The sequence below is a fragment of the bacterium genome (assembly GCA_016708025.1).
In the GTDB taxonomy this organism is placed as follows: Bacteria; Zixibacteria; MSB-5A5; order GN15; family FEB-12; genus FEB-12.
The window spans coordinates 109,121-122,759 of the sequence record JADJGQ010000004.1 but is presented as its reverse complement, the minus strand read 5'-3'; the positions used below and the strand labels follow the sequence as shown (position 1 = coordinate 122,759).

General features: G+C 53.9%; 14 protein-coding genes. 13 read left to right on the top strand and 1 reads right to left on the bottom strand.

The genetic code is table 11. The annotated features are described in order from the left end of the window. Window positions 1-120: 120 nt before the first annotated feature. Window positions 121-1,083: a glycosyltransferase family 2 protein gene (locus IPH75_13935; GenBank protein ID MBK7143170.1), complete on the bottom strand. Its 963-nt coding sequence runs from the start codon at window positions 1,081-1,083 to the stop codon at window positions 121-123. 670 nt (window positions 1,084-1,753) lie between these two features. Between IPH75_13935 and IPH75_13930 the strand changes: the two genes are divergently transcribed. The 13 genes from IPH75_13930 (at window position 1,754) to IPH75_13870 (ending at window position 13,461) form a co-directional block, all read left to right on the top strand. Next, the gene (locus IPH75_13930) at window positions 1,754-2,020 is read left to right on the top strand and encodes a hypothetical protein (protein ID MBK7143169.1); all 267 of its coding nucleotides are present in this window, start codon (window positions 1,754-1,756) and stop codon (window positions 2,018-2,020) included. A gap of 57 nt (window positions 2,021-2,077) precedes the next feature. Next, window positions 2,078-2,413: a hypothetical protein gene (locus IPH75_13925; GenBank protein ID MBK7143168.1), complete on the top strand. Its 336-nt coding sequence runs from the start codon at window positions 2,078-2,080 to the stop codon at window positions 2,411-2,413. Window positions 2,414-2,786: 373 nt separating this feature from the next. Then, window positions 2,787-3,320 carry a hypothetical protein gene (locus IPH75_13920; GenBank protein ID MBK7143167.1) on the top strand — a complete coding sequence of 178 codons (534 nt, stop codon included), beginning with the start codon at window positions 2,787-2,789 and terminating at the stop codon, window positions 3,318-3,320. Continuing rightward, window positions 3,317-3,550, top strand: a complete 234-nt coding sequence (locus IPH75_13915) for a hypothetical protein (protein ID MBK7143166.1) — start codon at window positions 3,317-3,319, stop codon at window positions 3,548-3,550. The genes IPH75_13920 and IPH75_13915 overlap by 4 nt, the downstream gene beginning before the upstream one ends. Window positions 3,551-4,011: 461 nt before the next feature. Then, complete coding sequence (locus IPH75_13910; GenBank protein MBK7143165.1) at window positions 4,012-6,660, top strand: T9SS type A sorting domain-containing protein; 2,649 nt, start codon at window positions 4,012-4,014, stop codon at window positions 6,658-6,660. 499 nt (window positions 6,661-7,159) lie between these two features. Beyond that, window positions 7,160-8,221: a rod shape-determining protein gene (locus tag IPH75_13905; protein MBK7143164.1), complete on the top strand. Its 1,062-nt coding sequence runs from the start codon at window positions 7,160-7,162 to the stop codon at window positions 8,219-8,221. Window positions 8,222-8,418: 197 nt separating this feature from the next. Beyond that, a complete protein-coding gene (locus tag IPH75_13900) occupies window positions 8,419-8,895 on the top strand; it encodes a sigma-70 family RNA polymerase sigma factor (GenBank protein MBK7143163.1) in 477 nt (158 codons plus the stop codon). Continuing rightward, window positions 8,892-9,440, top strand: a complete 549-nt coding sequence (locus tag IPH75_13895; protein ID MBK7143162.1) for a hypothetical protein — start codon at window positions 8,892-8,894, stop codon at window positions 9,438-9,440. Before IPH75_13900 ends, IPH75_13895 begins: the two co-directional genes overlap by 4 nt. Beyond that, window positions 9,440-10,054 carry a hypothetical protein gene (locus IPH75_13890; GenBank protein MBK7143161.1) on the top strand — a complete coding sequence of 205 codons (615 nt, stop codon included), beginning with the start codon at window positions 9,440-9,442 and terminating at the stop codon, window positions 10,052-10,054. Before IPH75_13895 ends, IPH75_13890 begins: the two co-directional genes overlap by 1 nt. Before the next feature lie 21 nt (window positions 10,055-10,075). Then, window positions 10,076-10,780 carry a hypothetical protein gene (locus tag IPH75_13885; GenBank protein MBK7143160.1) on the top strand — a complete coding sequence of 235 codons (705 nt, stop codon included), beginning with the start codon at window positions 10,076-10,078 and terminating at the stop codon, window positions 10,778-10,780. Between the two features lie 401 nt (window positions 10,781-11,181). Next, window positions 11,182-11,376 carry a hypothetical protein gene (locus IPH75_13880; protein ID MBK7143159.1) on the top strand — a complete coding sequence of 65 codons (195 nt, stop codon included), beginning with the start codon at window positions 11,182-11,184 and terminating at the stop codon, window positions 11,374-11,376. A 435-nt stretch (window positions 11,377-11,811) separates the two neighbouring features. Further along, window positions 11,812-12,267: a hypothetical protein gene (locus IPH75_13875; GenBank protein MBK7143158.1), complete on the top strand. Its 456-nt coding sequence runs from the start codon at window positions 11,812-11,814 to the stop codon at window positions 12,265-12,267. Window positions 12,268-12,558: 291 nt separating this feature from the next. After that, on the top strand, window positions 12,559-13,461 hold the full coding sequence (locus IPH75_13870) for a CPBP family intramembrane metalloprotease (protein ID MBK7143157.1): 903 nt from the start codon (window positions 12,559-12,561) through the stop codon (window positions 13,459-13,461). Window positions 13,462-13,639 lie beyond the last annotated feature (178 nt).

The following is a 13,639-nucleotide window of genomic DNA, read 5'->3' as shown; positions in this document are numbered from 1 at the left end:
CTCCTGCATGATGCTATGGGTCATAGGGATACTCGGTCCGGCGGAAACATACACAACCACCCCACCGCTGGCAACTGATTTGTCTTTTGGAGAATTATACAAGCTGACTGCTGGAATCGTTTAAGACTTGGTGCGGTCTTTCACTTCATCGAGGATCTGCTGCGTTTTTTTCCGAAGGTCACCCAGTTCTTCCTTCATTGCTGCCTGCCCCTCCGACATAAACCCGAGCATAAAAAGGCTAAGCCCCAAAAAGGCGAGTAAGATCACCAAGTATAGCCACTGACGTTGCCCAACCCCTACCACATACCGTTCATATACCGCATATGCGCCGACCAGAAACGCCCCCATCAACAGGATCGCCCCGGTCAATCCGAAATACAGAAGCGGCTTCCGCGCGAAGGTGATCTGGAATTTCACCGCCAGCATATCCAGAACGCCGATCGGAATGCGGAAAATCGAAAACTTACTCTTCCCCCAGGTCCGCTCGTAAAGCGGGATCTTCTCCTCCACCACTCGATACCCTTCATTCGCGGCCAGCACCACCAGATACCGATGCCAGTCTTTGCGCAGAAAGATCGACTCGACTACCTCGCGGCGAAACGCCTTCACCGAATTAAGATCATGTACATTAAGATTAAACAGCCACCGGCAGAACGAATTGTAGACTGTCGACACAAACGCCTTGTTGTATTTCCCCTGTTTCCATCCGGTGCAGATATCCGCGCCATTACTGATCGGCGCTACCAGCGCCGGTATATCTTCGGGGAGATACTGAAGGTCCGCCGGATAGAATACGAAGACCTCTCCCTTGGCGATCGCAAACCCGGTCTGCAATGCCTCAGTCAGGCCACGATTCCGATGGTGGATCCCCAGCTTGATGAAGGAATATTTCTTCTGATTTTCGATGATCTTGCGTTGGGTGCCGTCGCTCGAGCCATCATCCACATAAACCAGCTCGACCTCAAATGGCGCCTTGCGACGCATCGCCTCAAACTGCTCACAGAACTGATCGATATTCCCTTCTTCATTCATCGCCGGAACGATGACTGAGACCGAAAACGGATATCGCTGCTGATCTGCCACGCTGGTATCTCTTGGTGTCGCTGGGTTAGGGTTGCTGACTCACGGATAAGTTATATGCGGATTCCGGAGCCACCGTTCCTTGCATCGGAAGATATCCCAAAGAGTTGAGCCCGTCAAGCCAGACCTTTGAGGAGACCGGTTGAGATACCGGCTTAGCATCCATCGTCATTGCGAACCGTCCTCTCAACAACTGATCGCCCTTTCATGGTCATTGCGAACCGTCCAGCCGAGTGCTCATTCAATGTCATTGCGAGAAATCGCGGCCACCACACTCGTTAGAGAGCCCTGCCCCCCTCCGCGATTTCGAAGCAACCCTTTCAATCATTCACCTGCTTGACTTCCATCGCCCCCTTCATGGTCATTGCGAACCGTCCAGCCGAGTGCTCATTCAATGTCATTGCGAGAAATCGCGGCCACCACACTCGTTAGAACGCCCTGCCCCCCTCCGCGATTTCGAAGCAACCCCTCCTCCAATCATCACAACTCAAAACTCATTTACCGAACACTTGGATAGGTAGCCACTCCATCCTCCCGGAGATCCGTATCCCACCATTTATGGTGGGCTTCACAAAACCGATACCCCCTCCACTTTTTATGCAACTCCCTCTCCCCCTCGCGGTATAATCCCCATCACCGGGCGTATTCGACACCAACACCAAAGGAACCCAGCATGTGGCGAAAAACCACACTCCCTCTTCTTTTGCTCAGCGCGATCGTCGCACTCCTCTTTGGATGCGGCCAGCAACAACAGGCACAGCCGCAACTCCTCGATGATATCGGCATCGCCGCGTTCACCGACTCCACTCTCGATTTCCCGCCCATGCAATATGCCAATGGCCAGCTCACTATTAATGACCGCTGTCCCGTTCGCAAAGTCCCGCTCAACCGACGTCTCTCGCCACTCTTCGTTAACGGCAAACCGCTCGGCTTTTGCTGAACTCCCTGCCAGAAGGTCTTCGTTGAAGACCCCTCGCGTTATCTGACTGAATTGGGATTGACCGTTGCATCCCTGATGGACAGCACCAGCAGCGCCATGCTCGACTCCGCCCACTGCGTGGTCGTGAACTATGAGTCGTTCCTCTTTTCGACCTTCGATGAAAAGAAGTCGTTTGAGGCTGACCCGGTATCATATTGCGGTCCTTTGACCGACCCAGTGACATTGCAGCGCTTCATCCCGGCCGCATCATCGCCGCATCTGATGCACAACAACCGCGCCTATTATTTCTGGTCGGATTCATCGCGCACGATGTTTGAGATGATGCCTGAGATGTACGCTTTGCCGCACCACAAAATGCGCCCCAAACCGGACTCAACCGCAACTCAGGGATAGCGACGTAGGTCAGGAACCTTGCTCGCCGTCAGGCGAGGCGCGAAGCGCGTTCCTGACATTTTTACTGTGAGCGTGGCAATGCCTCATCCCAGCGAAGGCTGGGATCCATCTTCCCTTGCGCGGCAGACGTCCCCGTCTGCCCGCTCTGTCGTCCTTTCACCGCGAGCTCTATTTGCGCGGCAGACGTCCCCGTCTGCCCGCTCGGTCGTCCTTTCACCGCGAGCCTCTCCCAACATCGTCATTGCGAGGAGCGAAGCGACGAAGCAATCCCCCACTTTCAAGTCATCCCAATCCCCCACCAACCCTATCCTCTTTGCCCTCCGCCTGCACAATCCCCCGACTCAACCTCGCCCCTCAATCGAAATAAGCTGGCATGGACCAGGAAATCGGCTATATTTCATTACTAGCCCATTCACCAAGCAACTTCTGGGGAGAAGATATGCGCATGACTTTCAGCCTGCTTTGCCTGCTGCTGGCTTTCACTTCGATCGCCAACGCCGATGATAACCTCCTCTGCCCGACACCGGTCTTTGCCGAATGTCCCGACACCCTGACCGCGAACTGCGGCGACACGATTCGCTATCAGTTTCAACTGCTGGATCAGCGCGAACCCGTTCCCGACTGCTGGTTATCAAGCGAGGTCTCGATTCAATCACTGGTGAATTTACACGCTTCGCCATTCCGATCTTGTACAATTACCGTAGACGAGTCGAGGTTGGAGCCTATTTCTCTACTGCCAATCGCCGCGATACCGCGTATTGTGAATTCATACTGGTATCTTGCCCATGTACTTCTCCGCAGATCCTCGGCGAATGTCCTCGAGTGGCGGAACCATTCCGTCGAGGCCTTTCGACCAATTTGCAGTTTGGCGTACCCGATATTTACCGCCGACCGGTCTGGTCAGTGATCCCTCCACCCGATTCCGGAGTCTCAGCAGTCATAGACCAACAGGGGAATCTGCTTCTCTCTGGCCAGACTATAGGCAACTACACCGCGCTCGTCATCCTGACTGACAATTGCGGTGCCGACACCTGCGAAGTCAATTTCTCGATTATCGATGACTGCCGTGGCGATCTCAATGGTAACGGAGTGCCTTTCGAAGCTTCATTACGGCAGATTTCGCTTGCTCCCAAGTGAGGCAGACCCTTCTGCCGGATATCCGGAATTGTACTGACCTCAATGGGCATTCCTTCTACCCCTCGATTGCTTTTCAGCAGTCATGCAATTGGACACCACTTTCCAGAAATCCTGGGGGGGGGACCCTGGGCGAACAGGGGGGGCTTTCCTTGCGTCATATGATACACTAAGGTGCTCTGCTTAAGAAGAGGGGGGGGGGGGGCCCCCCCCCCGATTGTACCACAGATGGTTGGGGGGATTCATTTTGATGGGGAGAACACCAATATCTTGATCTATCCTTCAACATCGTATCCTGGTGAAGAGCCGCATTTCCGCGGAATACGTCCAGGAGGGATAATGACCGGCCTCGAAGGCCAGGAAATACTCTCCCTTCAAATCGCCACCCTCCGCGGCGGCAAACTGTTCGCGAAGGTCGGTCGGGTGAACCGCACCCTTACGACGTCCGCATCGCGCAAAAGCGCATGGTCCTGCAGGGCGCCTATGTTGACGTCGATGTCACCATCGACTCCGTCCTCCCTGCTCGTGGCCTCGGTGGATTCGATCTCCTGATCACTTTTGACAACGCCGGCCTCGCGCTCCAATCCGTCACCGAGGGGGACATCTACGAACAATGCGGCTGGGAATATTTCACCTATCGCTATGGCGCCGATAGCAACTGCCCCGACTGCCCTCCCGGCCTCGTTCGTGTCATCGGTATTGCCGAAACCAACAATGGCGATGACCACCCGACCTGCGGCTTTCCTGACTCACTGCCGGCAACACTCTTTACTCTGAGATTCTTTGTCAGTAACGATCGGTCTCTTGATTGTACCTATAGTCCGATCCGCTTCTTCTGGCGCGATTGCGACGACAACCGATTGAAGTGCGAAAGCGGCTACTGCGACTATTTCATGACTGGACGAGTTTTCGACTCTCTGGGAGCACATTCGCCGATTGATCCAACAACCGCCTTCTTCCCCGGCACCAACGGCCTGCCTGGTGATTCCTGTTGGTTCATTCAGAACCTCTTCCCCTCGCCGCAACGCTTTGTCGACTTCTACCACGGCGGCCTTGAAATTGTCTGCGCTGACTCAATCGATTCGCGCGGCGACGTGAACCTTAATGGCTTCCCAAACGAGCTTGCTGATATCGTTCTCTTTCAACGCTACTTCATCTATGGAAATCTGGTTTTCACCATCAACCTGGCCGGCCAGACATTATCAACAGATGTCAATGGCGATGGCATCCCCCTCACCGTCGAAGATTTCTGCTTTATGTACCGGGTCGTAGCCGGAGCCGAATTGGGCGTACGCCCCCCGCTCGATACCGCCACCTTCGAGCTATCCCAGGGCGCTCTTACATTGACGTCGACCGATACCCTGGGCGCGCTACTCCTCACCGTCGCCGGCGAGGCTACGCCTGTCTTGCATGTCGATCATGTCGGAATGCAGTATTATTTCGATGGCCAGGTCACCCGCATCTTTGTTTCGCCTATACTAGATTACAGCGAAATTTCCGACAGCGCCTATATCCTCCCCAGCACGATCCTGACCGGCCTCGAAGGTCACGAGATCCTCTCCATCCAAACCGCTGAATACCGCGGCGGCAAACTCATCGCGTTATTGTTAGAGACCGGGTCAACGAAGTACCAGGTTGCGATTCAGAAGAATCAATCGGTAATGCCATATGGTCCCCTGAGTGCCGATGTCAACTTGACAGAGATCGGCCAATTGCTGCGCATTGGTGCATTTGATTTCTTGATTGCCTATCCCCGGGCGCTTGGTTTGGACAACGTCGTTGCAGGAGAGATTTTCGAGAACTGTGACTGGGAGTACTTCACCTATCGCAATGATACTGCGTTGATCTGTGACACCTGCAGCTTCAACAAAGTCAGAGTCATTGCGTTGTTTGACATCAACAATGGTTCGTTTTACCCGGACACAACTTGCCCGGAGAACCTGCCGATCACCCTTTTCACTCTGAATTTCCATATAGCTGACCAATGCAGATTTGAGTGCACTCTTCATCCCATCCGCTTCTACTGGGAGAGCTGCGACGATAACATCATTTCCGATTTGTCCGGTGTTCGTCGCCTGTATGAAGATCAAGTGTACGATTCCTGGAACTACCAAAACCCTATTCCGCCCGAGTATGCGGTCTTCCCTGGTTTTGGCGGAGTACCATCGGGTTTATGCATACCTGGCGCCATCCCTGTAATCTCAAGCTACCCTGGCATAGACTTCTACAACGGCGGCTTTGACTTCATGTGTAACGACTCTGTCGATGGCCGCGGCGACCTCAACCTTGACGGAGACTCATACGAGATCGCCGATGAAGAACTTTTCGCCCGTTACCTCGTGGAAGGCATTTCGGTCTTTGATATCATGCCGAATGCTCAACTGGCTACTGCCGACATCAACTCGGATAACCAGCCCGGTACACTTCAGGACTTCGCTATCTTCCGCCGCAATGCCTGCGGCTACCGATGCGAACCGATCCCACAGGGAGTGGACACAGCTCGTTTCTACTGTCTTGATAGTAAGGTGCTCTTCCTGGTATCAGAAGACACTTTGGGGGCATTGCTTCTAACTATCGATGGCAACGTTTCTGCCACACTGCTCGACACAAACCTGGTTTTGAAAAGCAATCAGACTGGTGGCGTAACATACCTGTTGATTCATATGCCACCTGGAGATTGCGATGGACTCCCAGGTATCGTTTCTGGCCCGTTGCTGAGATTCCAGGGCAACATTGGTATCCCCAATCTCAAAACTATAAACTATCTTGGCGGCCAAGTCGTTTCGCTACTTGACATCGTCAGCGATGCCGACGACGACAACGACCCTAATCTCCCTGCTACCTTCGCCCTCCACCAGAACTACCCCAACCCCTTTAATGCCGGGACCGTGATCAGCTTTGATCTGCCGCGCGCAAGCGAAGTAAAACTGGAGATCATCAACGTTTTGGGGAATGTGGTCTACCGTCACTCAGGAGATTTCTCGGCCGGCACTCATCGCATCCATTGGCAAGGGACCACCACCGCCAGTAAACCGGTCGCCAGCGGCATTTACTATTATCGTTTGACCACGGCGTCATTCACCGCCACCAAAAAAATGCTGCTATTGAAATGACGGAGATGGAGGTTGGGATTCGCCTCTCGTCTTCGCTCGAGGCGACAGGTGCAAGCGTTCGACGTGACTGACGTGGAGTTGCATCGCGAGAGGTATGAAGTCGCGACGCCACAGGTGTAGAGGACTAGTGATCACGGGTCACCCTTACCCGTCGGGTCGAGCGAAGACGAGACCCGAGCGAAGACGAGACCCGAGCGAAGCATGCCCTCGCGAAGGCGGGGGACGAGACCCGAGCGAAGCATTTCCTAAACTTGATTCAGGGATCGAAGCCCGTCACTTGCGCGGCAGACGTCCCCGTCTGCCCGTTCACTCACGTTCTCCTTCAATCGGGCTGAGCGCAGTCGAAGCCTGATTGAACTTCCTCCCCCTCCTTACCCCTTCCCCCGCTTCACGTTACTCCCCATTCACCCGCTATCATCCCCTTGCCCGACCTTTTTTTCATTGCCTAAACCCCTCACTCCCACTAAACTACCCAGACTTTTGGCCGAATACATCCTGTATGACGGCTGTTGCAGAAAAAGGAATTTCCTCAGTGGGATTTTTTGACGCCCTCTCGAATGATATTGGGATCGATCTCGGGACAGCCAACACCCTCGTGTATGTCCGTAACCAGGGGATCGTCCTCAACGAACCATCTGTCGTCGCTGTCGAAAAGAGTACCGGCAAGGTCCTCGCTATCGGCTCCGCCGCCAAAGAGATGATGGGTCGTACTCCAGGTGGCATCGATGCCATCCGCCCCCTCAAAGATGGCGTGATCGCTGACTTTGAGATCTCCGAAAAATTGATCGCCGACTTCCTTCGCCGCGTGGTGAAGCACAAATATCTGATGAAACCCCGTGTCGTTATCTCCGTCCCTTCCGGCATTACCGAAGTGGAAAAACGCGCGGTCCGCGACTCCGCCGAAAATGCCGGCGCTCGCGAGGTCTACCTGTTGCAGGAACCGATGGCGGCTGCTATCGGCGTCGGCCTTCCGGTCGAACAGCCTACCGGCCAGATGGTCATCGATATCGGCGGCGGTACCTCCGAGATCGCGGTCATCGCCCTCTCCGGTATCGTCAATGATACCTCCATTCGTGTTGCCGGCGACGAGTTCAACGAAGCGATCATCAACTACCTCAAGAAAAATTACAACCTGCTCATCGGCGAACTGACCGCCGAGGATATCAAGATCAAGATCGGCTCCGCCTTCCCGCTCGAGAAAGAACTCTCGCTCGAGGTTCGCGGCCGTGATCTGGTGGCAGGTGTGCCGAAAAATCTGAAGATCTCTTCCGTGCAGATCCGCGAGGCCCTGGCCGAAACCGTCGACATCATTGTCGAAGCTGTCCGCCAGACGCTCGAGCAGACTCCGCCGGAACTGGCCTCCGATATTCTGGAACGTGGAATCGTCCTGACCGGCGGCGGCGCACTGTTGCGCGGCCTCGACAAACGGCTCCGCCAGGAAACCAACCTGCCGGTGAATGTCGCCGATGACCCGCTCACCTGCGTGGTCCGTGGCGCCGGACGGGTCCTGGATGAATTCCCGAAATACCAGAAAGTGCTCGAAAAGAGCCGCAAAGACTAAAAGCCCCCCTTTTCGCAAGTTTCAGCCGGATATTGATATATCCGGCTTTTTTATTGCCCTTTCCCCCCCGATTAATCTTTTTGCTCCTTAACCGGTCCAAAGGTCAGATACGCAGAATGACACATGGAAACGAAGAATCCATCCGTCGGTTGGCGGAGCAAGCTCGCTCGGGAAACCGAGCTGCGTTTTCTGAACTGGTGAATTTACTTATGAACCCGATTGTCGCCCTGACCCACAAAATGACCGGTAGCCGCGAGGTAGCTCTCGACCTCGCCCAGGACTCCTTTATCTCCGCCTGGCAGAATATCGGCACCTTCCGCGGCGACGCCAAATTCGAGAGCTGGCTCTACCGGATCGCCGTCAACAAATCGTTACACTATCTCAATTCCGCGGCCAACCGAACCTCTGCACCTTTGGAAGAGACCGAAATCGAATCCGCCTCCACCCCGGAGCAGGACCTCACCCGCGATGAACTGCGCCGCAATGTCGTCGCCTTCATGCGGCAACTTCCGGAACAACAGCGGATCGTCTTTGAACTCCGCTTCTACAAACAATATCAATTCGATGAAATAGCCGAGATCACCGGCAAAGCGTTGGGCACCGTGAAAACTCTGTATCGCGAAGCGATCAAAAAACTGCGCGTCACTGCAACCGAGAAAGGGTGGCGGTCATGACCTGCGAACAGCGAAGAGAAGAACTCGATCTCTTGCTTGGGCAACCGGACCTTCCGGAAGAGATGCGCGCCCACCTGGCGACCTGCGCTGAATGCCGCGCCTATGCCGCGGAACTGCAGTCGCTCTCCGCTAATCTCGGCGATGATTCCGCTTTTGTGACCGACATCTTCGAATCCAACAAGATCGGATGGGCGGTCGAGGATGCCATCAACCGTCAGGCCAAACCGAAACCGGCCTGGACCAGCCGCATCCGCTATATCGCGGCCGCCGCAGTGGTCGTGCTCGCCGCGGCAATTGGTGTTGACCAGTACCGTCGCAATATCTCTGTTGATATCCCGACCACCAAGGACACCACCCAGCTCGCGTCGGTCGACACCAACCTGTTGCCGACCACGACTCTCGACATGACCGACTCCGAGCTCGAACAGATGTTACTCGACTATTCCACTCTCGATGATAACGCCGCCAGCGAAGTATTGCAGAATCTCACCGATGAAGAGATGCAGTACCTTGAGAAGAACTTCGATGTGGGAGAACTCCTCTGATGAAACAGATGCTACCGATATTTGCATTGCTGCTCCTGATCGGCGCCGCAGTCACACCGACCGGCGCGCAGGACCACCAGCCGCCTCTCGCCCCTCCCGGCCATGGCATGGGCCACGATGACAGCACTGATCCGCTCTCCGGTGAACCGCCCGTGCCGTTTGACGCACCGATGTCCGACAAACGCGGCCGTCAGTTCCAGCAGTTCCGCATGCAGAAGATGATCGAAATGCTGGATCTCGATGAAAACCAGCAGAAGATCATGCGCGACCTGTTCGACAATGAAATGAAAGAGCTCCAGGCAATAGAGCGCGAATCCCGCACCCTGACTGACCAACTGGTACCGCTGGTCAAAAAGAAAACGCGGGATGAAAAACAGATCAGCCTGATACTGTCGCAACTCGATGATCTGGACACCCGACGCGACCAGTTACGCCTGAAGTTTAAAGCTGAGGCGGACAAATCGCTCACTGTCGTGCAGCGCGCCAAACTGAGGATCTTCCTGCAACGCTTCGAGCGACAGATGATCCAAAAAGTGCGCGGCATGCCCGGTCGCCCCGGACCCCGCGGTCCGATGACTCCGCCGCACAACGATGATGACTCTGAAGACAATTAAATAACCGCTAAGGAGGATTGTATGAAACGGATTCTTTTACTGCTCGCCGCCCTCGTGCTGGTCGCCGCAGTCGTCGCTTTTGCCGGACCCGGTGGCCGCGGCCAGAACTGTCAGGCCAATTGTGAAATGGGCTCCGGCCCCGGCATGGGCCAGGGGATGGGACATGGCATGGCTCCGCGCGCCAAAGCTGGACGCGGGATGCGCGGCCACGGCATGATGGGACGTGGCGATGGCGCCCAGCGTCTGCTCATGCTCGCTGACAAACTCGAGATGACCGAGGCTCAGAAAGAAAAGATCCAGGGTATGATGACCACTTTCCGTCTTGAGCAGATCGACCGTCGCGCCGCCATGCAAAAATCGCAAGTCAAGATGGCTGACCTTCGACGCAACGACAAAGCGTCTGAGACTCAGATTTTCGCCGCTATGGATGAACTGGCGAAATTGCGCCTCGATATGCAGAAGGCCCAGTACCGCCATCGCGAGGCTATTCAAAATGTCCTGACCGACAAACAGAAAACCCAACTGAAAGAAATGCGCATGGACCGCATGCAGGGTATGGGTCGTATGCAGGGAATGGGACGCATGGACGGCATGCACCGCAACTGGGGCAACATGGACGATATGGATGACATGTTTGACATGGACGATCTGGACGCCCCCGAACCTCCGGAATCTCCCGAAGCCCCTGAGGCTCCTGAGGCCCCCGGCACCCCCCGCAGCAACTAGAACTGCCGGGTAGCTTGTAGCCTGTAGGTCGAAACCGATGCCGGCGTGGCCGATGCGCAAAGCGCGGGTTTCGACACTCACTGACATTGTAGGGCGGGTCCGTCTTCGAACCCGCCTTTTCTTATGACTGTCATTGCGAGAATTCGCGGCCACTCCCCGAGTTACAACACAAATCCCCCCTCCTCGATTTCGAAGCAACCCCTTTAATCTCCCTCTTCATCCCGCCCCAAACATCTCAAACCACGTGGCCAAACCCGTCGCATCGAGCGAAGACGAGATGCGAGACTTTTCGACATCCCCACTCTCCTCTTGCCTCGACCGCCTCATTCTTTTACAATCCCAATGGAGATAGCGACCCTATTTGTAACTAGGCTCCATACCTTTGAAATGAGTACTCAGCAGTGAATAAGTTCATTATTGGCGTTGGCGTGTTTTCTATCGCAATCGTGAGTTCAATTGTCTCTTATCGACGTGCCATAAAGAAAGTGCCGAAATCACGTGCAATTGACCTCGCGTTGTTTGCGTTCACTGTAGCGTTAGCGATCTGTATACTTGCCATCAAGGGTCTCGACGTACTTGGATGGTACCCGGAATGACTTGACCTCTGAGTCCGCCCTCCCCACCCCTCCGCGATTTCGAAGCAACCCCATGTATCTCCCACTTCATCCCGCCCCGTACATCTCAAACCACGTAGCTAAACCTGTCGCATCGAGCGAAGACGAGATGTGAATTTGACCGCCCACTCCCCCCTTGCCCTTCCCATGGAATTCCCATACCTTTGTCTTGGAGATTGAGCAATGTTCCTAACACTATTCATTTTCTTCGCATCATTGGCAAGCTCGTTCCCTCTTGACTCAATTGTGAGGGAGACTTTTCCTTCATCAAATCCCCGCTGCATTCGAATAGAAGAGACACCTCAGCAACTTCTGCCTGGGGTCAGATTCTTAGTGGTCGATACAAGTTGCATAACAGTAGCACCAAGGTCCGCCGACTTCCCTCCTGCGCGGATGGCAGTGGACTCTCTTGGTGGTGTGTACAGACTCTTTGCCGACGCTGAAGCCGAATTCAATCGCCTTGTGCTTTCGCAAGACCTAACCGTTACTCTTGCAACTGCAGACAGCATTGCCAGACTTTTTCTTGAAACAGCAATTCTCTATGATCCCTTCGGATATCACTACGCCGTGAATGCTGACTCGTTTGTCAAGCTACAGGTACGTCTCGGTAAGGAGGGAATTACCGGTAACGGCACGTTGAACCGCGCCGAATTGCAGAAGCAATTGGAAATGCTGCCTGATACTATCGGCAATGGGTGGCTTGAGTACCGAGCGAAACTGCATCGCTGGTTCATAGATTACTACATTTGGTTCGAAACCGATGGCCGCCTGATGAAATACAGTGTCTCAATGTCCGATAAGGGCGAGTGTACCATAGAAGAGGCGAAGACTCTTGGGGAGGCAATAGGCAATTTCCGTAAGGTTCGATTGTAACCGGCCAGACTCCTCAACCACGTACTGGCGGTAACGTCATTGCGAGAAATCGCGGCCACCACTCCTGTTACAACACAAATACCCTCTCCGCGATTTCGAAGCAACCCCCTAAATCTCTCTCTACATCCCGCCCCGAACATCTCAAACCAGTGGGATAAACCTGTCGCATCGAGCGGAGACGAGATGTGAGAGCTGCTGATCTATTAGTTGACAGCACAAAATCGTACTCGTTTCTTGGCGAATAAGATTCAGTGAATTCGCCAACGCACTAACTGATTGACTGGAAATTTCGTGGACGTCAGTACTCTTTTTGGAATTGCTCAGCTTGGGTTATTTGCGACCTTGACTCTTGTGCCGTTTTCATCTCGTAGGATTGCGATTGGAGTTGGCGTAGGTTGGCTTTTTGCTACATGCATATTCTACTACATTTCGCTTGCTTGGTTGGGTGCATCAAATCCGTTCTATTCACTATTGGGCGTTTCCATGCCGTTTTATTCCGTATTCATTCTTGGACTATGCATGACTATGCTTCTGTGGAAAGGTAGTTCGACTCCATTCGTATTTCTGATAACTGGATTTGTCCTCGCACTGCTCATGGCAGCTGCACGGCCTTACGCAGGTGTGTTCGAATTGGCAACGGGCTCCGGTACTGCAATTTCTCGCATCCTATACATGATGTCCTATGTCATTCCGTTTCTCGTGGCCACAGTGACACCGATGTTGGCCTTAGCAAAGTTTGATGCCGCGCGAAAGGACAGAGCGCCACTGGGTCACAATACTCGGCCATTCTACACCTGGAGTATTGCGGCCGTCTCTGTCATTGGTGTTTTGTTTGTCACGGATCTTCTCCTAGCTAAGTATTCTCTCGACCTTAGAATTGCGTCTCCACTTTCTGTTTTCTTGCGGCATGTCATGGTGGTTCTGCCGTTCCTTTCGTTCATTACTGTCTGGATTTCTTTTGGTTTCACGGCTGAACTTATAGAGCGAGCCAATCTAAAGGACAGCAAGGGTCTCATGCGGATCACACTTGGGGCTATAGTATTTGTTCTACTGCACTACTACGTGCTTCCAATTTTCTGGCCCACTTATTTGGCTATCGGATTGATTCTAGGAACCACCTATTTTCGGACAGGGAGTCTCTGGTTCTGCGCGATTCTGCTTGCCTGTATAGAATTGTTCACAGTCTGGCAATAGGCAATGCGGATATCACCGATCCGTTTAATCGAGGCCGAGGGCCCCGTCATTCATGGTGCTTTCGCCTTTTCTTTCCCCTCTCCCCCCAACCACTTACATTTTCTTCCCCCCGCCCTTGACACTGCCCCACAATCCGCTATTTTCCCGCCAGCTAGAAAAACCAACCTTTTAAAGTGAT

Bases quoted from the DNA above. Each gene is read 5' to 3' on its own strand.
- IPH75_13910 (MBK7143165.1), top strand. From the start codon at position 4,012: ATGGTCCTGCAGGGCGCCTATGTTGACGTCGATGTCACCATCGACTCC.
- IPH75_13885 (MBK7143160.1), top strand. From the start codon at position 10,076: ATGAAACGGATTCTTTTACTGCTCGCCGCCCTCGTGCTGGTCGCCGCA.
- IPH75_13920 (MBK7143167.1), top strand. From the start codon at position 2,787: ATGGACCAGGAAATCGGCTATATTTCATTACTAGCCCATTCACCAAGC.
- IPH75_13895 (MBK7143162.1), top strand. From the start codon at position 8,892: ATGACCTGCGAACAGCGAAGAGAAGAACTCGATCTCTTGCTTGGGCAA.
- IPH75_13890 (MBK7143161.1), top strand. From the start codon at position 9,440: ATGAAACAGATGCTACCGATATTTGCATTGCTGCTCCTGATCGGCGCC.
- IPH75_13905 (MBK7143164.1), top strand. From the start codon at position 7,160: ATGACGGCTGTTGCAGAAAAAGGAATTTCCTCAGTGGGATTTTTTGAC.
- IPH75_13930 (MBK7143169.1), top strand. From the start codon at position 1,754: ATGTGGCGAAAAACCACACTCCCTCTTCTTTTGCTCAGCGCGATCGTC.